This window comes from Sagittula sp. MA-2, from assembly GCF_030126985.1.
In the GTDB taxonomy this organism is placed as follows: Bacteria; Pseudomonadota; Alphaproteobacteria; order Rhodobacterales; family Rhodobacteraceae; genus Sagittula.
On record NZ_CP126146.1, the window covers coordinates 33051 to 51131 of the forward strand.

15 protein-coding genes and 1 pseudogene are annotated in these 18081 nt (G+C 61.0%); 7 read left to right on the forward strand and 9 right to left on the reverse strand.

The window, feature by feature from the left end; genetic code table 11:
* Nucleotides 1-188: 188 nt before the first annotated feature.
* Both rfbD and rfbA read left to right on the forward strand, forming a co-directional pair.
* A complete protein-coding gene (rfbD, locus tag QNI11_RS22805; RefSeq protein WP_283983596.1) occupies nt 189-1028 on the forward strand; it encodes a dTDP-4-dehydrorhamnose reductase in 840 nt (279 codons plus the stop codon).
* Nucleotides 1025-1903 (forward strand): glucose-1-phosphate thymidylyltransferase RfbA, encoded by an 879-nt coding sequence (gene rfbA, locus QNI11_RS22810; protein ID WP_283983597.1) that lies wholly within the window; start codon nt 1025-1027, stop codon nt 1901-1903. Before rfbD ends, rfbA begins: the two co-directional genes overlap by 4 nt.
* Nucleotides 1904-1906: 3 nt before the next feature.
* Here rfbA and rfbB read toward each other — a convergent pair whose 3' ends face one another.
* The 3 genes from rfbB to QNI11_RS22825 all read right to left on the reverse strand — a co-directional run bounded on the left by rfbB (nt 1907) and on the right by QNI11_RS22825 (nt 3924).
* Nucleotides 1907-2944, reverse strand: a complete 1038-nt coding sequence (gene rfbB, locus QNI11_RS22815) for a dTDP-glucose 4,6-dehydratase (RefSeq protein WP_283983598.1) — start codon at nt 2942-2944, stop codon at nt 1907-1909.
* Entirely contained in the window at nt 2941-3504 is a 564-nt protein-coding gene (gene rfbC, locus QNI11_RS22820; protein ID WP_283983599.1) for a dTDP-4-dehydrorhamnose 3,5-epimerase, read from the reverse strand. The genes rfbB and rfbC overlap by 4 nt, the downstream gene beginning before the upstream one ends.
* Before the next feature lie 159 nt (nt 3505-3663).
* Nucleotides 3664-3924: an ATP-binding protein gene (locus QNI11_RS22825; RefSeq protein WP_283983552.1), complete on the reverse strand. Its 261-nt coding sequence runs from the start codon at nt 3922-3924 to the stop codon at nt 3664-3666.
* Between QNI11_RS22825 and QNI11_RS22830 the strand changes: the two are divergent.
* The 3 genes and pseudogenes from QNI11_RS22830 to QNI11_RS22840 form a co-directional block, all read left to right on the forward strand.
* Nucleotides 3889-4444: pseudogene (locus QNI11_RS22830) on the forward strand (IS3 family transposase); the annotation flags it as partial. The gene QNI11_RS22825 and the pseudogene QNI11_RS22830 sit on opposite strands and share 36 nt — an antisense overlap.
* A gap of 113 nt (nt 4445-4557) precedes the next feature.
* A complete protein-coding gene (locus tag QNI11_RS22835; protein WP_283983553.1) occupies nt 4558-5448 on the forward strand; it encodes a hypothetical protein in 891 nt (296 codons plus the stop codon).
* Nucleotides 5436-5741 carry a hypothetical protein gene (locus tag QNI11_RS22840; RefSeq protein WP_283983554.1) on the forward strand — a complete coding sequence of 102 codons (306 nt, stop codon included), beginning with the start codon at nt 5436-5438 and terminating at the stop codon, nt 5739-5741. Before QNI11_RS22835 ends, QNI11_RS22840 begins: the two co-directional genes overlap by 13 nt.
* Before the next feature lie 795 nt (nt 5742-6536).
* On the opposite strand, the gene QNI11_RS22845 is transcribed toward QNI11_RS22840, so the two are convergent.
* From QNI11_RS22845 to QNI11_RS22860, 4 genes are all read right to left on the reverse strand, one after another.
* On the reverse strand, nt 6537-7091 hold the full coding sequence (locus QNI11_RS22845; RefSeq protein ID WP_283983555.1) for a membrane integrity-associated transporter subunit PqiC: 555 nt from the start codon (nt 7089-7091) through the stop codon (nt 6537-6539).
* 4 nt (nt 7092-7095) lie between these two features.
* The gene (locus QNI11_RS22850) at nt 7096-9531 is read right to left on the reverse strand and encodes an MlaD family protein (RefSeq protein WP_283983556.1); all 2436 of its coding nucleotides are present in this window, start codon (nt 9529-9531) and stop codon (nt 7096-7098) included.
* Entirely contained in the window at nt 9528-10172 is a 645-nt protein-coding gene (locus tag QNI11_RS22855; protein WP_254698528.1) for a paraquat-inducible protein A, read from the reverse strand. The genes QNI11_RS22850 and QNI11_RS22855 overlap by 4 nt, the downstream gene beginning before the upstream one ends.
* A gap of 285 nt (nt 10173-10457) precedes the next feature.
* A complete protein-coding gene (locus QNI11_RS22860; protein ID WP_283983557.1) occupies nt 10458-11150 on the reverse strand; it encodes a paraquat-inducible protein A in 693 nt (230 codons plus the stop codon).
* Nucleotides 11151-11606: 456 nt separating this feature from the next.
* Here QNI11_RS22860 and QNI11_RS22865 point away from each other — a divergent pair, with 456 nt between their 5' ends.
* The gene (locus QNI11_RS22865) at nt 11607-12635 is read left to right on the forward strand and encodes a replication initiator protein A (protein WP_283983558.1); all 1029 of its coding nucleotides are present in this window, start codon (nt 11607-11609) and stop codon (nt 12633-12635) included.
* Between the two features lie 2010 nt (nt 12636-14645).
* Here the strand turns inward: QNI11_RS22865 and QNI11_RS22870 are convergent.
* Nucleotides 14646-15866: a hypothetical protein gene (locus QNI11_RS22870; RefSeq protein WP_283983559.1), complete on the reverse strand. Its 1221-nt coding sequence runs from the start codon at nt 15864-15866 to the stop codon at nt 14646-14648.
* 492 nt (nt 15867-16358) lie between these two features.
* Nucleotides 16359-16778 (reverse strand): XRE family transcriptional regulator, encoded by a 420-nt coding sequence (locus tag QNI11_RS22875; RefSeq protein WP_283983560.1) that lies wholly within the window; start codon nt 16776-16778, stop codon nt 16359-16361.
* A gap of 240 nt (nt 16779-17018) precedes the next feature.
* Between QNI11_RS22875 and QNI11_RS22880 the strand changes: the two genes are divergently transcribed.
* Entirely contained in the window at nt 17019-18029 is a 1011-nt protein-coding gene (locus tag QNI11_RS22880; protein WP_283983561.1) for an NAD-dependent epimerase/dehydratase family protein, read from the forward strand.
* Nucleotides 18030-18081 lie beyond the last annotated feature (52 nt).

The window sequence follows — 18081 nt, forward strand, 5'->3', positions numbered from 1 at the left end:
TTAGCTTGGAATTTGAAACAAAAGGTTCATTGATCGATACAGTCAGCTAGGTCAGGCAAACCATATGTTGATGATGATCTTGGCCTGAGCGCCTCAGCATACCCCGAGAACAAGGTTTCCTGCGCGATCAAAGCTTTTGTCTGAGACGGGCGTTCGTTATCGAGAGCATCAGGCAGGAAGAGGCTGGTATGATCCTTGTATTTGGAAGACACGGACAGGTTGCCAACGAGCTCAGGAAACATCCTGATGTCATGGCCTTAAGCCGTAGTGATTGCGATCTCACCCAATCGGGCGTGGCAGAGGCTGTTATCGCTCGCCTAGAGCCCGAAGCGGTGATCAACGCAGCCGCATGGACTTCTGTCGATTTGGCTGAAACCAAGGAGGTTGACGCAAGACGGCTTAACGCAGAGGCCCCGGGAGAAATTGCCCGGGCCTGCGCCATACGGGACATCCCGCTCCTGCACGTTTCCACTGACTACGTTTTTGATGGCAGTGGCGTGAAGCCTTGGAAAGAGGAAGACCCCTGCCTTCCAGTCAATGCCTATGGGCGCACAAAACTGGCTGGTGAGGAGGCCGTGAAGGCTGCTGGTGGACGATACGCAATCCTTCGCACATCTTGGGTGTTCTCCGTACATGGCACAAACTTCGTCAAGAACATGCTGCGGCTGTCTGAAACTCGTAGCCATCTCGACATTGTTTCGGATCAGATTGGCGGCCCCACCCCTGCTGCCAATATCGCAACAACACTCCAGATCATAGCCAGCGCCATGATCGAAGGTCATAGCGGAGGCCTCTATCATTATTCAGGAGCCCCGGAGGTCAGCTGGGCAAGCTTCGCGCAGGAGATTTTTCGTATAGCGGGACGAGCAGTCACGGTCGGAGAAATACCTACTTCTTCCTACACCACACCAGCATCGCGACCGCTCAATTCGCGCCTGAATTGCGCCAAACTTGCAACCGACTTCGGGATTAACCAACCTTCGTGGCAAGACGGGCTGTCGCAGGTCATCAAGGAACTCGAAGCATGACTAGTACTGACCGCAAGGGGATCATTCTCGCAGGAGGGACCGGGTCTCGTCTCCATCCAATCACGATGGGCGTGTCGAAGCAGCTTTTGCCAGTCTATGACAAACCCATGATCTATTATCCGCTCAGCGTTTTGATGCTCACAGGCATCCGCGAGATCTGCATAATCACCACTCCTCAGGATCAAGACCAGTTCGTTCGAACCTTAGGTGACGGCAGTCAATGGGGCCTTCGGCTAACCTACGTTATCCAACCGTCGCCTGACGGCCTCGCTCAAGCTTATATCTTGGCCGAGGAGTTTCTCGCCGGTAATCCCTCAGCAATGGTGCTCGGGGACAACATCTTCTTCGGTCATGGCCTACCCGAGCAGCTGCAAGCCGCCGACAAACGCAAAACGGGTGGCACAGTCTTTGGCTATCGTGTGGCAGACCCGGAACGGTACGGCGTCGTGGATTTCGCATCCGATGGATCAGTGCATCAGATCGTCGAGAAACCAGACAAGGCCCCATCATCTTACGCGGTAACTGGACTATATTTTCTTGATGGGTCTGCCCCACTTCGAGCTCGCATGGTCGCCCCCTCGGCACGTGGGGAGTTAGAGATCGTCACGCTTTTGGAAAGCTATCTGCATGATGGGATGCTCAGCGTGCAGCAGATGGGACGAGGCTATGCTTGGCTCGATACCGGTACTCACGCATCGCTTCTGGATGCAGGGAACTTCGTTCGAACGTTGTCCGAACGACAGGGCCAGCAGGTCGGTTGTCCCGAAGAGATCGCTTGGGAAAAAGGCTGGATTAGTAGCGACCAGCTTCTAGAACGCGCGCAACTTTTTGCGAAGACGAGCTACGGCAGTTATCTGAAGCGCCTCGTCGTCTGAAGCTCATCCTACGCCAAGCCGGTGCCCCACGCCATCTCGCTCCAGCAGGGCGCGCCACCAAGACTCATTCTCGAGATACCAGCGAACGGTACGCTCCAACCCCTCCTCGACCGTGACCGAGGGTCGCCACCCCAGCTCTTCTCGGATACGGGTTGGGTCAATAGCGTAGCGCATATCGTGCCCGGGACGGTCGGCAACAAAGGTGATCTGTTCGGCATAACTATTGGTCTTTGGAAGTAACCGATCAAGAATACCACAGATGGCTCGCACTAATTCGAGGTTTGATAGTTCATTCTCCCCCCCGATATTGTATGATCGCCCAATTTCACCCTTGCGCACGACGAGAAGCAACGCTTCAGCGTGATCCTCCACGTAAAGCCAGTCGCGAACGTTCGAGCCATTACCATAGATCGGAATAGGTTTTCCGTGGAGCGCATTGAGGATCACTACAGGGATAAGTTTCTCGGGGAAATGATAGGGGCCATAGTTATTAGAGCAATTAGTCAGAACTACCGGTAACCTGTAAGTTTCATGCCATGCACGAACCAGATGATCAGAGGATGCCTTAGAAGCCGAATATGGCGATCTCGGGTCGTAAGGGGTGTCCTCGGTGAACTTTCCGGTGGCTCCCAGAGAGCCGAATACCTCATCGGTGGAAACGTGATGGAACCGGAATGTCTCTGGCCTACCTTGAGAGGCCCAGTATTTTCGCGCAGCTTCCAGTAGGTTGAAAGTACCGCAGATGTTTGTTTCAATGAAGTTTTTCGGCCCGTCAATTGATCGGTCGACATGGCTTTCAGCGGCAAGATGCATAACCGTGTCAGGCTTATGCGTTTCAAAAATCCGGTTCAGTGCGTCGCAGTCACGGATGTCGGCATGCTCAAAAACGTAACCCGAACTATCCGAAACCGCGGCCACGTTTTCGAGGCATGCAGCATAGGTCAATGCATCGACATTTACCACCTCGTGACCGTTGGCGATAGCGCGCCGCACCACCGCAGATCCAATGAAACCCGCGCCTCCCGTTACCAGAATTTTCATGTAGCCTCCCACACGAAGGGATTCCCAATATTTGCTAACCGAGGTGCGTTTGCATCCTTCTCTGAAAGCACAGGGGCGGAATCCAGCGGCCAATCAACTCCGATCTCGGGATCGTTCCAAGCTACAGAGCCATCACAATCCGGCGCGTAGAAATCTGAGCACTTATAGACGATTTCTGTATCCGGCTCGAGTGTGACAAAGCCATGAAGAAATCCTTCAGGTATCATTAGCTGACGGCCATTTTCAAAGCTTAACTCTATACCAAACCATTGCCCGTAAGAAGGTGACCCGAGGCGAATATCAACTGCCACGTCATAGAGCGCTCCACGCCCACAACGTACCAACTTGGCCTGAGAGTGCGGCGGACATTGATAGTGCAGGCCTCGCAAGGTGCCTGCCGCCGCCGACAATGAGTGGTTGTCCTGCACGAAATCGTAGTGCAGTCCGGCCTCTGCCATACGCTGCTTATTCCAACTTTCGCAGAAAAATCCTCGGTCGTCGCCGAACCGGCGCGGCATCAACACCAACAAACCGTCCAACGTCGTCTTTTCAATCTCCATGGGTCGCCCGCTCCTATTTTCTCCCCAACCTTGCCAGAACAGAACCGAAGATACGTCCAAATTTGAGAATCTAGCCTGTTGACTTCCACCCGGAGCTTCCCCGGATTTTCCTCGAGAACTGACCCAGCTTTAACTTATGCGGATCAGTTCAGGGCTGGGTCAAGACATGCGGAGCTTCCTTTCTTTTCCGGATACGGCCTCGGTTCTGACCTTGAAGCGAAAGCTGTCGTTTCCGGTTTTCAGGATGTGCCAGCGGTGAGTAAGGTGGTCAAGGAGCGCGGTAGTCATGATCTGCCCTACTAAAGTGGTCTGCCAACTGGGGTAGATTTGTCCCGCAGATGGAAGACCTGAGAGACGGCAAGAGAGCGTGAGAAATCCGAAGACATCGCGACGAAGCTGCGCCAGGTGGAGGTGCTGCAAGCGCAGGATGTGAAGATCGCAGATGCGGTGCGCCAGTTCTGCGTGACCCAGCAGATCTGCTACCGCTGGCGACGGGAATACGGTGAGATGAACCGGAATTAACTGAAACGGCTGAAAGAGCTCGAGCCGGAGAACGCCCGTCTGAGGCGGGCGGTGTCGGACCTGACGCTGGACAAGTCGATCCTCTCTAAGGCCGCACGAGGAAACTACTGAGCCCCTCGCGCCGCCGGCGCCGCATCGATCACGTCCGTGAAGTCGTCGATGTGTCAAAGCTCCGGGCGTGCCAGGGCTAGGTCAGCACCGCTCGACTCAGCGCACCGTGCCGACGGGTCGGGCAGATGGAACGCGACTGACTGCCGACATCATCGAACTAGCGCGCCAGTATGGCCGCTACGGCTACCGTCAGGTCGCCGGCCTGATTAACGACAGCGGCTGACAGGTGAACGTCAAGCGGGTCGAGCTGATCTGGCGGCGAGATAAGCTCAAGGTGCCGCAAAAGCAGAGGAACCGAAGCCGTCTCTGCAACGCGCGAAGCTTGTCTGCGCGGTAATAGCGCGAGTCTTAGAAAGCGCGCAAAACGCATCCGCACTCCCGCGCGCATCATCCCGCACGATTTGAAGAGGAGCGCGCTCAGTGAGTGATTTTGCAAGCGCACAGCTCGATTTCGGGACGTTGCGAGGGATCAATCGCGCGACGCTTCCCGCATTCCCGCTGATGGAGCGCATGACCGTCGAGCGCGGCACCGCCGAGGACTGGGAGCTGCTGCACCATCTGCACTACAAGACCGAAGGCAACGCGGTCGGCACGAAATACTGGCGCCTGGCGCTGGAGGGCGAGACCATCGGCGTCCTGGTCCTGGCGCAGCCGACACCGCTGCTGAAGGAACGCCACAAGGCGATGGAGTGGTACAAGCCCGGCGGCGACACGCACCTGTCGAACGTCTTCCGCTACAAGATGGTCAACGAGGACTTCACCGTGGTCTCCCGGCTGGTGCTCGACACGGTCTTTCGCGGCGTAGGCGTCTCGTACCGCTTCCAGAACCTCGCCGCCCGGCTCTCGGGCAAGAAGTACGTCGAGATCCAGTCGGCGATGTCGAAGTACAACCACTTCGCGCAGCGGGCGGGCTTCCGGTTCGTAAAGCCGATGCGGTCGAACACCTTCGAGCAGGGCGTGCGGTTCTTCCGGCAGCACTTCGATTCACACCCGGCCGACGGCGTCGCGATCATCGAGGAGCTGGACGCGATGCGGCCGCGGCTCCGGGCGATGACCATCGAGGCGATGCGGGAGTTCTACTACGCCAAGAGCCAGCGGGAGAAGACCGGCGCGCGGCAGAAGTTCGGCACCTCCCGCGTCGAGCAGATGGAGCTGTCCGACCTCCTGAAGCAGCTCCAGCAGCTCGTTCTCGGATCGCCGCTCTACGGCATCTACCGAAACCCCGACGCGGGCCTGCAAATCTCGTCGCCAGTGCCCGTCCTTGCTTTCGACGACCAATCTCCCGCGGAGCCCCTGAAATGGCGTCCCTGACCCGATTTACCCGCAAGCAGACCGAGATCATGGAACGCATCAACCGGGGATCTGCCGCCGGGGGCTTCATCGACATCGACGAGCTTCTGGGAGACCTGAGCTACACCTGCTCGAAGCAGTCGCTCCAATGTTCGCTCAGGAAGCTCCGGGACCGGGGACTGATCGAGGACGACTACATCCGCCGGCGCGGAGCGCGGCGGCGGGTGATGTCGCTGACCAAGCTGGGCCGCAGCTTCTTCGATCCGCGGACCGGAGCCTTCGACGTCGTCGTCGAAGGCATCGACGAGGACTGAAGCGGCACACGATTCGCCTCCCGCGTCCCTGAAACCCGAAACGGAACCATGACCCCTCCCGCGGCAGCAGCTTCGGGAGGGGTTTGTAATTTTGGCCGCTGAGTGGCTTCCTCTATGCTTCAGCGGGGCATGTACCCCGAGGGGGCGTCCCGCGCTCCAGGAAGGATATTTTCAGGGTCTGCGTCGATTCTGGAGCTGGGTCGGGGATGGGATCACTGGAAGCTGACACGGGAAGAGGGGCCGCAGCCTTGAGTATCAGCCGAAGCTGAGGAAAAGGAGGTTCCGCCTATGTTGAGCCTATGTTTTTGAACCAAATTTGGCATAAACAGCTCCGATTTCCCGTAAGCCATTGAAAATAGGGAATAATCTCCCTCCCGCAGCGTACAACTATAGGGAGATATAGGCTCTAATTTATTCGTGTTATAAGTTAAGTATTTGAAAATAAAGGAAAATCCTCGTATTTTTAACTGTATCAGAGTATAAGTGTAATATTATTAGATATATATACGTAGTATATATAGATTAATACTACCCGCGCGCGGACGCACCCGCGCGCACACGCATACGCGTGCGTCAGATTCTCGGGGCTGTCAAGATCGGCGCGCGCACTGAATTGAGCCGGCATCCCTGCTCTCTGCCGATGCATTGATCGCGAAGCGGCGCGTTCCGCGAGGACGGCCAATGGACAGTTCCGGATGCCACGTAGACCAGCCGGAACGCACCTTCGCTATCCACTGCGCCCGACAGATCCAGATCACGCTTTAACGCGAAATTTGCAGACTTGTCTCGCCGCGCCTAACGCAACCCGTTCTTCGCGATGAAGGTCGAAAGCTGCGCCACTGCCGCCGAACGGGCGGCGGCGATCGCCGCCGGGCCCTCGCCGGGCAGCACTGCCTCGATCTCGAACCGCTTGGCGCGGTCGGGGCCGGCCTCTTCCGGCGCGACATAGACCATCCCGGCGATGCGGAAGGTGCCGCGGGCGGTGGCGTAGAAGTCCTGCAGCCGCACATCCACCTTTACGTCCGGGTAGTCGCGGAACGGCCAGGGTTCGGCCGCCACCAGCCGCCCGGTGATCGCGTCGAGGACGCGGGCTATCTGCAGCGTCACGGCGCGCGACGGCTCGTCGGTCCAGAGCGGTCCGAGCGGCACGATGGCGCCGTCCTTGTCCTGCACGTGGATCTCCTCGCCCTGCGCGTAGACCGGGAGGGTGACGGTGGCCACCTCGATCCGGGCATAGCGGGAGGACACCTTCTCCACCGGGGCAGCGGGCGCGGCGTCGAAGCGCGGTTCGGTCCCGCCACAGGCCGCGAGGGCCAGCGCGAGGACGGTCACGAGGGGCAGCTTTGTCATGGCGTCATCGTCCGGTGATCAGGGAATTGGGATTGCGCGCGATCTGCTTGGCCAGCCGGTCGATCGACGAGGCGGCCTCCTCGATCTGGCGCAGGGCGGAAGACATCTCGCGGCCGAAGTCGGAGCCGCGCCCGTAGTCGGAGATCGTCACCCCGGCCTGGTTGGCGACGACGGTCAGCCGGTCGGCCAGCGCCGGCAGCGAGCGGCTGGCGTCCGAGATCGCCTCGGCAGCGCGGCGGGCAGCGGCCAGTGTGGCGTTGGCGTTGGTCACCACCCCGCCCTGCCGCAGCTCCTCGAGCGCGAGGCGCAGTTCGGCCAGCGTGCCGTTCACCTGCGCGGGCAGTTCGCGGGTACTGGGCTGGTCGACCAGCGCGTCGACGCTCTCCAGAAGCGCGCGGGCCTGCTCGGCCAGTTCGTCGAGCGAGAGCTCCTCGGCGTCCGAGAGCACCGCACTGGCCTGGTCGGCGATGCCCGGCAGCTTGTCGGCGGTGGTCCCGAGGTTGTCGATCAGCTCCGAGACGGAGGCGAGGATACGCTCCTGCTGGGCCTCCTCCAGAAGCGCGTTGAGCTTGTCGGAGGCGTCGGTCAGCCCGGAGGCCAGTTCGCCCACCTGCGCAGGCAGCGCGGCGAATTCCTCGGCCGTCACCACCTGCCGCAGCCCGTCGAGCGTGGCGCGCACATCGGCGGGCAGCGCCTTCAGGTCCGGGTCGGCCAGGATCGCGTCGGCGTCGTCCAGCAGCGTCGTCACCCGGGCCGAGATGTCCTCGAGCGGCAGGTTCTCGGCCTTCGACAGCACCGCGCCCGCCTGGTCGGCCAGCGCCGGCAGGGTCTCGGCCGTGGCGTCCAGTGAGGCGATGAGTTCGGAGACAGCCGCCACGACCGCCTGGTCCTGCACGTCGCCCAAGAGCGCGTTCAGCTTGTCGGAGGCATCGGTCAGCCCGCCCGCCAGCTCGCCCACCTGCGCGGGCAGCGCGGCGATCTCCTCGCTGGTGGCGAAGGCACGTACCGCTTCCAGCGTCGCCAGCACCGATTCCGGCACCTGCTGCACCTCTTCCGAGCCCACGACGCCGCGCAGGTCGCCCATCAGGCCGATGGCCTCCTGCATGACCTCCTCGACCGGCAGCGCGTCGACCCGGGCCAGCAGGCCCTGCGCCGTCGCCGCGATGTTGGCCACGTCCGAGGGCGCGGTGGGCAGCAGCGGATAGGGCGTTGCGTCGCGGTCGAGCTCCGCCGGGGCGACCTCGGCCAGGTCGACAAGGTCGATCTTCAGCCCGCCGGTCAGCAGCGAGGCGTTGGTCAGGCGGCCGCGCAGCCCCTCCTGCACGCGGGTTTCGAGGTAGTCGAGGAAGCCCTCCTCGCTCACCCCTTCCTCGAGCCCGATGCGGCCCGGGTTGATCCGGATGGTGGTGGCCAGCCGCACCTGCGGGTCGCCGAAGCGTTCCGCGTCCACGAGGCCGGAGATCGACTCCACCTCGCCGATGCGCAGCCCGCCCAGCGTCACCGGCGCGCCCGCGCTGAGGCCTGCGAGGTTCTCCTCGAAGATCATCATCATGGTGATCGAGCCGCCCTCGCCCTCGAGGAAGAAGTCCTCGCGGGCGGTCTCCTCGTCGGGATGCAGGGTGAAGGTCACCCCGTCCCGCAGCGGCGTGCCGCCGGAGGCCAGCGTCTCGAAGGTGACGCCGCCGGAGATCAGCGAGGCCAGCGACGAGAAGTCGAGGCTGGCGCCCTGCGCGTTGATCGAGAAGCTGAAGCCGGAGATGTCCCAGAACCGGGTCGAGGAGGTCACGAGCCGGGTGTAGGGTTCCAGCACCACCGCCTGCGCGGTCACGGTCAGCCCGTCGTCGGAGACCTCGGTGCGGCCCATCCGGCCGACCTGCACGCCGCGGTAGAGGATCGGGGTGTTGTCGGTCGGCAGCCCGTTCTCGGAGCGGAGGGTGAAGGTCACGCCTTCCTCGCCAAGCGCGAGCATCGGCGCGTCGTTGACACCGACGAAGCGGTCCTCGGGGGTGCCCGGCTCGCCGTCCCACGCGCCGGCGATGTAGACGCCCGACAGCACGGTATCGAGGCCGGTGACCCCCTGCGCGGTCACCTCCGGGCGGACGATCCAGAAGCTGGAGTCGGTGTCGACGTATGGCGCGATGGTCTTGTCCAGACGGATCTCCGTGACCACGCGGTCCAGTTCGGCGGAGAAGTGCACGCCTTCCACCACGCCCACGGCGATGTCGCGGTAGCGCAGCTCGGTCTCGTGCGGGCTGACGCCGGCGGCCTGGTCGAAGGCGACCTCGATCAGCGGGCCGCGGTCGTTCCAGTTCTGCCAGGCCACGCCGAGCGCGGCGAGGATGGCGATCACCGGGATCAGCCAGATCAGCGACAGGCTGGTGGGGCGGCGGGACGGCTTCGAAAGCGGCACGTCGCGGGTCTGGGAGGACTGATCGGTCATTCGGATCCGTGGCTCGGGGGCAGCGTGGCGGCCGTCTGGCCGTGCGGGACGTGGGTATCCCAGATCAGGCGCGTGTCGAACGACCTGGCAGACAGCATGGTGAATATGACGGAGAGCGCAAAGGTCAATGCCGCCGGACCGGGATGAATCGACGCCACGACGGACAGTTGCACCAATGCACTGAGGATCGCGACCACGAAGACGTCGATCATCGACCAGCGGCCGATGAACTCGACGATCTCGTAGAGGTGCATCTTGCCGTGCGCGCCCTGCACCGCGCCGCGCTGCACCGACAGCGCGAGATAGGCGATGGCAATGAACTTGGCGACCGGGATGACGACCGAGGCGATCAGCACGATGGCGGCGATGGCGATCTCGCCGTGGCGGGCGATCTCGACCGCGCCGCCGACGATGGTGTTGGACTCGGTGCTGACGAGGGTCGAGGTCACAAGCATCGGGTAAAGGTTGGCCGGGATGTAGCACAGCAGGCCGGTGACCCAGAACGCCCAGACCATCTGCAGACTGCCCTCATGGCGCGACTGCAGGCGGTGACCGCAGCGGCCGCACTCCGGTGTGCCGGCAGGCCAGACGCGGGCGCAGGCGGTACAGGTGACCAGCCCCATCTCGCGGGCGGTGCTCATCGCGCGCCTGCGCGTCCGCCGCGTCCGTCCTGTCCGGACGGTGTGCCTTCGCGGTCCTGCATGGCTGATCTCATCCCCAAATGGCTGGCCCAGGTTGCGGAGCCGGGTGACCGGCCCGGCCCCCGGACCCGGTGCCGTCCCGCCCCGTCTTTCGCGCCCGGTCTGTCCGTCCCGTTTCCCCGGGCATGCCGCAGCGTCCCGGGCAACACAGGATAGTCCGGCACCGGGGCATCGGCAATACGCGCCCCCCCCCCGCGGCGGGGGCAAAGCACCCGCGAAGGCCACTCAGACCGGTTCGCGGGCAGATGCCGCTGCGTCACCCTCGGCCTCGTCGATGGCCTGCCAGATCGACCAACTGCACATGAACCGGTCCGAGACCACCACGATTACCGAGAGCGCGACGAACATCCAGAACGCCGGGCCGAATTCCAGCCGGGCGAGGTCGGAGACCTTCACCAGCGCCACCGCGCAGCCGATGGAGAAGACCTCCGTCATCGACCAGGGCTTCAGCTCCTGGGCGGCGCGGAAGGCGACGCGGGCGTGGCGCGCGGGCCTGAGGCCCATCTCGAGCGGGGCGATGACGTAGATCAGCAGCCCCACGCGCAGCGCCGGAAGCGCCACGATCAGCATCACCGTCGCCACTGAGACCAGTACCAGCACGCCGGAGCGGAAGCTGGTGGCCACGTCCAGCAGCGACACCCGGTTCCCCAGCCCTGCGGCGTTGATCGACAGGAATGGGTGGAAGGCGGCGGCCAGCACCAGGATCAGCACCGCCAGCGACAGAGCGAGGATCGGGATCCCGGCGTTCTCGCGGCTGGAGATCAGCACCGTGCCGCAGCGGTCGCAGACGGCGCGCCGCCCGGCGGGCGGGGTCCGCGCCACGTAGACCTCGTCGCAGTTCGGGCAGCCGATCAGCGCGGCCGGGTTCGTCCCGTCCAGCCCCTTCCCGGCATCCGTGCGATCCGTCTGAGCCGTCATTCCCGGTCCCTTCCAAGGCGGGCGCCCGCTGCTTCGGGCCCCCTTCCCTGCATCCTAGTGCGGCCGCGCGGCACGGGCAACGCGGCCAGGGGGGTGTTAGATATGTGTTATATATAGTGTTACGCCCCTTCCGGACGCCGTTTTCCCCGGGGATTTCAGCGACTTGCCGGGACCCCCCGTGTGTAAAGTGGTGATTCTGCGTGTGCAGAGTGGTGATTCACCGTGTGCAAAGTGGTGATTCCCGAATCGGGGTTGATTTCCACCATGAAAACAGAGGCCTAAACGCCTGCCACGATTCGGGTTCGCGGGCCGAAGCGTGGGTAAAGTGTCGTGGCACCGTGTGCGAAGTGTCGTTTTGGGGTTGGCGTGTGTAAAGTGTCGTTTTATCCTGCACCGTGTGTAAAGTGTCGTTCGGGCTGCCCGCCTGACGGGGCGCGCAGGACAAGGAGACCCGCCATGGCCGACCATTCCCCTCTGCTGCCCGACCGGCACCCGCAGGGTGACTTCTTCGTTTGCGACATCCTCGATGCAGCGCCGAAGGGTGACGTGGGCTCGATGGAGCATCCGATCTTCTCGCTGTCGACGAAACCCGACACCCGCCCCCGGCGCTACGAGCACAACAACATTACCATCGAGATCAAGCCCTCGACCGACGGGTTGGCCACGGTGCACGACCGGGACGTGCTGATTTACTGCATCTCCTCGCTCATCAAGGGGATGAACGAGGGCAAGGAGCCCCAGCAGGTGATCCACTTCCAGGCTGCCGACCTGCTGAAGGCCACCAACCGGATGACCACAGGCCGCGGCTACGCGCTGCTGAAGGCGGCGATGGAGCGGCTGGCGGGCACGCGGATCTCGACCAATATCACCACCGGCGGGCAGGAGATATTCGAGACCTTCGGCCTGATCGAACGCGCCCGCATCGTCCGCGAGACCCGCGACGGCCGGATGCAGGAGGTGGAGGTCAAGCTCAGCGACTGGGTGTTCAATGCAATTCGCGCCCAGGAGGTTCTAACCTTGAGTCGTGAGTACTTTCGGTTGCGCAAACCGCTGGAGCGCCGGGTCTACGAACTGGCCCGCAAGCACTGTGGCCGGCAGAAGGAATGGCGGGTCTCCATGGAGGTCCTGCAGAAGAAGTGCGGCTCCGGCTCGACCCTGCGCGAATTCCGCCGCCTGATGGCGGCGATCGCCAAAGAAGACGCCGAATACAACCACATGCCCGATTACCGCATCCGCATTGACGAGCAGCGCGACCACCTCGTGGCGACCTCGCGCGGGACGGTGGGGCCGGAAGGCGGCGGCGAGGTCAACATCCCTCCACTCGACCCGGAGGTCTACGACATGGCTCGCTCCGCTGCCCCTGGCTGGGATGTGCGCATGATCGAGGCGGAGTGGCGCGATTGGGCGAGCGAGGTGCCGAGAAACCCGGAAATGGCCTTCCTCGGCTTCTGCAAGAAGTGGTTCGAACGGCGTGGAAGACCTTAGAGCATTAAAATTCGAATTGAATCAGGAGTTAGAGCTTCACGATATGCAGATGTGACGCGCTAGGTCCGGCATGTACAATATGATCGTCGGCTGCTCGTTGAGAGATGACGTGTCCTTCGACTTTGTTGGTGTCTTTAAGAAACTCGTCCTGTGCTTGAAGCACTGCGGCTGCCAAGTTAGGCAATCCGTTGGCAACGGCATACATTGATAGGTCCATAAGGACTTCATTTACCCAAGTATGTCCCATCGGTTCTCTCCAAAGTCTAATGGCGTTCAACGTTTGGAAAATGCACTGAATATGGTTAAAGGTTTTTAAACGGAGCGTACTTTGGTACGCTGTCGGCGAATGCCGTCTGACGGGGATTTGGGAGTGATGCTAAGTCCGACCTTGTGGTCGACCTAAAGCTCAAACCAGAGATCGAGAGTAAGCGCCCGATGAGCACCGCCTGATCGGCGACGGCCTAATGGGTTAAGGCACGGTCATAACTACGTCGTTAGCGACGTGTCTTAGCGGAGGCTGCATGAGAGGCGAGATCCTTGGCGTCGAGCGGCGGCGGCCCTGAGCGATGTCCAGAAGTAGCCCATCGTGGCCTCTGTGGGTGTAAACCGCGCGACGGTCGCCCAAGTCGCTCAGCGTTACGAGGTCACCCGGTCGCAAATTTACATCTGGCGGCTAGAGCTTAAGCACAAGGGGCTCCTGAGCTTGCCGCTGGTGCAGGCAGCGCCGTCACAGAGTGGCGGTGAGCGGTGAGGGCCTGACCGTGAGCGGCTGCGCCGCTTGGCTCAACCGCCCGACATCCGGTATCGAGACTGAGCGGACGCTTTGCTGCGTCGGGGGGAGGGGTTGTTCCTGCCCTCGAGAGTGGACACCCCGAAGACGCGCGAGGGGCTGACGGCGCAGATCGCCGACTACCGGGCCGCATGCCCAAGCTGGCCGGCGCCGTAGACCAACGTCAGTAAACGCGTGCAGATCGCAAGCACCGTGACGGGCAGACGAGACTGCTCATTGCGCCGCATAGCTATTCGCCAGCGCAGCAAAATGGCGCAAAATTGTTACGCGGTGCTTCTAAACCGCCCTTGCAAACCTTGATGATTATCCCTGCGTAAAGCAGGTTGGCCCCGTCTCAGTAAACCAGTTTATGAGGTAAAGAATGAAAGTTTTGAGGATCTTCTCGTGCCGCGCGTGCGAACATTCATTGCGCTTTGGATCGACTCGATGCGGCCGATGCTATGCGCCCACCCCGTTCTATAATCACTCTTGGCTACACTACGTGCTCGTCGCCATGGGCATTCTGATTCTTGGGCTAGCCGCGATCGGGTTGATGTTGCAAAGGCGTTGACTTCTGCTTGTGGAGCAGCTCTCTGAAAACCGTTTTTGCCTCCTCAGGTAGGCCAACACAAAAGTTCAGTGCGTCTCCGAACGACAAATCCCTGCCCGGTTTGACAACCGGGCGGGGCTTTTCGTGTTTCGGGTGCAGGTTTGGATCTCCAGACAAATTTGTCGGAGTTACAGCGTAAAGCTGCAGTGGCTTGTTGAGACGCTCAGGTGCTCTGTTGCATCTTGGGCAGGCGCTTCACAACACCAGCGGTAGCATGTGAGCGATAAGGAGCACCCAGCCGAGAACGAAGACAAACGCGTCAACAAACCGGACAACGACGGAGAAGGGGCGGCGGTTTCTGTTGGCATGGCTCATGGTCCCAGCCTGTGACGACTAGGTTAACGTTAGGTTAATTTTTGGGTGTGAGGTGGTTCTGTCGGCATGCTACGTTCCCGCAAACTTTTCCTGACGTTTTTTTCCACTCGACTGACCTCCACCGCAATGAGCGTAAAAGATCAGAGATCGCTAGTTCACCGTGTTTTCCACGATCTATGCCGTTGCGCTGAGGAGCGTTAGACGAGCGCGCCACTAATACCTTTTACTCCTCCTGCTCCTCTCCTGCTCTTCTTCTCCTCCTCCTCTTCTTCTTCCCTTCTCTTCCCCCTCCCGGACACGGCCTTCACTATAGCTTTCAGGATTCGCAGAACTTCCGGCCCGTCTCCTTCATCTTACGGGCGATCCTTTCATTCAGCTTATCGTAAGCGATCATCCTTCCCCGAGGGCCAAGCGGGGACATGCGATCATCCGTCAGAGATTTCGCGCGTTGATGCAGATTCAGACCGAAGGCGCCGGTTCTTCTGAAAATCGCAAGTTCAGTTGAGCAGACACTTCCGCTGTCATCGACAGCGAAGGTCGGAAGGACGAAGTTGAACAGTATGGTTCGAAGCGCTTCCCACTTGAATCTTCCGATGCTGGAGATCGTGTCCAGACCCAGAGCCTGCGGAACGGTCTCTGATCCTGACATCCCGTCCAGGGTGACCTCAATGCGAGAGCAGCACTCTTCCGGAGAAAGCGCTACATACGTTTTTTCTGCGTCGTTCTTCATGCGATCCTTGATCTTGTCGTAGATCTTGTACCGCATCTCGCGCTCTACGGCGCCGACATAGACGGTGGAATCGATCGGCATCTGAAAATGGCTTTCAAGGCATAAAGCCGTATTCAAGCTCGAGAACAGAACTTTCGGCGCGAGCTTCCCCTGATCGCTTCCGAGGCGAAGTAGGAGCGATGTCTCATTGTAGCATCTCAAAAGATCTCTTGTCGTGGCGAAATCGCCGGTCGTGAACAAGGCCTCCAGCATGAAGTGCTTGCGCAAGAGATCCGTCATCTGAACTCGCCGCAAGACGAGTTCAGCTTCATCCTGCACCTTGCTGACTCTAGGAAAGGCGTCTAGCGCCAGTTCGAAACCCAGAAAACGATGTTCAGGGATCGCGCCACGAGTTCCTTCCAGTCCATACCTCTCTACGAGCAGGGCGAGCACGGCTGCTACTCGGCGGTAATTGGGGTCGAAGATCTGCAAGGTGAGCTCTCGGGAAGATACCCCTCCCCCGTCTCCGGCTCTAACGTAAATCCCGCCACTCATCTGCTCGGAGAGAGCGTTCTTGATTGATCTGGCCACGTTCACGGGAAGATGCGGCTGCGGCAGGGTTACACCGACCTTGATCCAGTCAAAATTCGTCTCGAACTTGTAGCGCGAAAAATCGATGCACGGCGTTGCCTTCAGGCGTGCATTGGTTACGGCCTGCCCCGACTTGTGACGTTCCAGGCTATAGTGCAGTCCGCTGTCCGGTTTCAGGATCGCGTATCTGTCGAGATCATGAGTTGCGAAGATGGAGGTCGCAAAGTTGTTCTGCACGGCGCTTCTCGCTCTTGTTGTTATGCGGCAGAGCTATGAACTGGCCGGAACCGTCGCAAGGTTATCAAGAGGAGGCAGCGGAGATCCGGTGCTGGCGTCCGCGTCAAGTGTGGCTATCCAAACGAAAATAATTGCTCCCATCAAAAGTCGTGTTGAGGGATCACTGGTCTCGCTCGGAAGGTCAGGAAGGCAATTGATCGATCACGTCAATGGAAGCGTTCGGCTCCTCGACAGCTGTTGTCTGCTTTCGGGACCAGGCAACCGGCGTCCGTATCAGGAACCTCCTGCAAGCTCCCGGCATGAGCGTTTTGGCCGTATCTACCGCACGCTCCAGAGATGCGGCTGAGGCCCCTGCAAAAAGCGGAGGAGAGGGCATCCTTGGTACATCAGGGTACACAGCCCCTCAAAACAGCTTCATTGCTCTCAGGGGCGATTTTGCACGGGGCAGGATAGCGAGCGGATATACTCCGCTCGCCATAAGGATCCTTTCTATTAAAGGTCAGTGTCACCGGCGTCAGCAAGGTGCCGATCATGCATCATGAGCAACCGCTCCAGCATCTGTCCTTGCGTCCTTCGTTCCGCAGAACAGAGCGCCTTGAAGCGTTCACAAACCTCCATCGGGGCACGAATGTTGACGTTACCTTCGACTGCCGAGTGTCCAGGCAAATCCCGAACTCGCGGCTTGCCTGATCCGAACTCTTCCAGCGACAGTTCAAGCAACTCATAGGCGTTTGCCCCTGTTGCAGCAGCAAAATCGGCAATCCGATCTAGCGGAAGCCGGATCGCGCCAACGCGGAGCATCTTGACGATGTTGGGCCTGGAGTAGTTCATCGCAACGGAAATTTCTTCGTCGCTCTTGCCACTTTGCTGGATCGCCAGGTCGATGAAGTTGGCGGTCATACCTTCAGTCATATCATGTCTTCCCTTGTTTGCAGTGATGACTAGGGAGTTGATACGCGGGCTTGCTCGGCCCGTGTTTTTAGGTTCTGACAGGAAGTCCTAGACGGTTCGCGACATATGTAAGGAACCATTTCGGGTCCGCGCCATAGGTTCGAAGCCGATCCTTGGAGTGAAACGGCTTCCTGATCCGCCTCCCCTACCCTTGCGTCCACGCCGAATGCGGGCCAAGCACTCCTGAAGGAGGCCCGGCTCATGCGCATCTTCATCACCGGCACCGCCGGCTTCATCGGCTACCACCTTGCCCGGCTCTTGCTGGACGAGGGTCACGTGGTGGCGGGCTTCGACGGCATGACGGACTACTACGACGTCACGCTGAAGCAGCGCCGCCACGCCATGCTGATGCAATCCCCCGGCTTCTCCGCGACGGAGGCCATGCTGGAGGACCAGGGCGCGCTGGATGCCGCCATGGACGCCTTCGAACCGGACGTGGTCGTGCATCTCGCAGGCCAGGCCGGGGTGCGGTATTCGCTTGAAAACCCAAGGGCCTACGTCGACGCCAACGTCACCGGCACCTTCAACGTGATGGAGGGCGCGCTACGCCACCGGGTCGGGCACCTGATGATGGCCTCGACCTCCTCGGTCTACGGCGCCAACGCCAATATGCCCTTCGCGGAGACCGACAAGGCCGACACGCCGATGACGATCTACGCCGCCACCAAGAAGGCGACGGAGGCGATGGGCCATGCCTATGCCCACCTGCACGGGCTGCCGACCACCATGTTCCGCTTCTTTACCGTCTACGGGCCCTGGGGGCGGCCGGACATGGCGCTCTTCAAGTTCGTGAAGGCGACGCTGAACGGCGATCCGATCGACGTTTACAACCACGGCGACATGTTCCGCGACTTCACCTATGTCGAGGATCTCGTGCGGGCCATCCGGCTCCTGATGACGGAGGCGGTGCCGGAGCGCCCGGAGGACGGCGTGGTGCCGGAGGGCGACAGCCTCAGCCCCGTGGCCCCCTACCGGGTGGTGAACATCGGCAATTCCCGGTCGGAGCGGCTGACGGATTTCATCGCGGCCATCGAGGACGCGCTGGGGATGACCGCCACGCGCAACATGATGGACATGCAGCCCGGCGACGTGCCCGCCACATGGGCGGATGCGGGGCTGCTGGAGCGGCTGACCGGCTACCGTCCGGAAACTGACATGCGCGAGGGCGTGAAGCGCTTCGTCGACTGGTACCGCGACTATTACCGTACCTGAGGCCGGCTGACGCCGCCCTGCCCCACCGGACGCACTGGACGCCTCGGGCGGC